Annotated in this window: 1 pseudogene; it reads left to right on the forward strand. The window is 46.5% G+C overall.

Annotation, left to right across the window (positions count from 1 at the left end):
- Positions 1-19 precede the first annotated feature (19 nt).
- Positions 20-359, forward strand: a pseudogene (locus OW491_RS18240) (hypothetical protein); the annotation flags it as partial.

The raw sequence follows: 359 nt of genomic DNA on the forward strand, positions 1-359 counted from the left end.
TTATCGTCGGCAGCGTCAGATGTCTATAAGAGACAGGCACATTGATGATGTCTACCGCTCCATTATTTCCAGTGTTGCCGGGATTCGCAGCGATAACATCTATTTCAACAATACAGGTGAAGTGAAACCGGGTACTGCTGAAGCATTGATCTTGATGGAGGTCGGAGTAACACCACAGCCAGTTCTTGACCAGTTAAATGACTACATTATGGCTAAAGGACATCACGGCCATGGTGATGTGCTGACTTGTAAAGCTATCCCAGATACTGAGCACGATGTGATCGCCGATGTTGTTTTGGTAGCGAACTTAGACGAAGCAACCAAAGTTAACGAGCTGCTGGAAGTCGAAGCCCGTATCA

It is taken from the genome of Neptunomonas sp. CHC150 (assembly GCF_030397555.1).
Classification (GTDB): Bacteria; Pseudomonadota; Gammaproteobacteria; order Pseudomonadales; family Balneatricaceae; genus Neptunomonas; species Neptunomonas phycophila.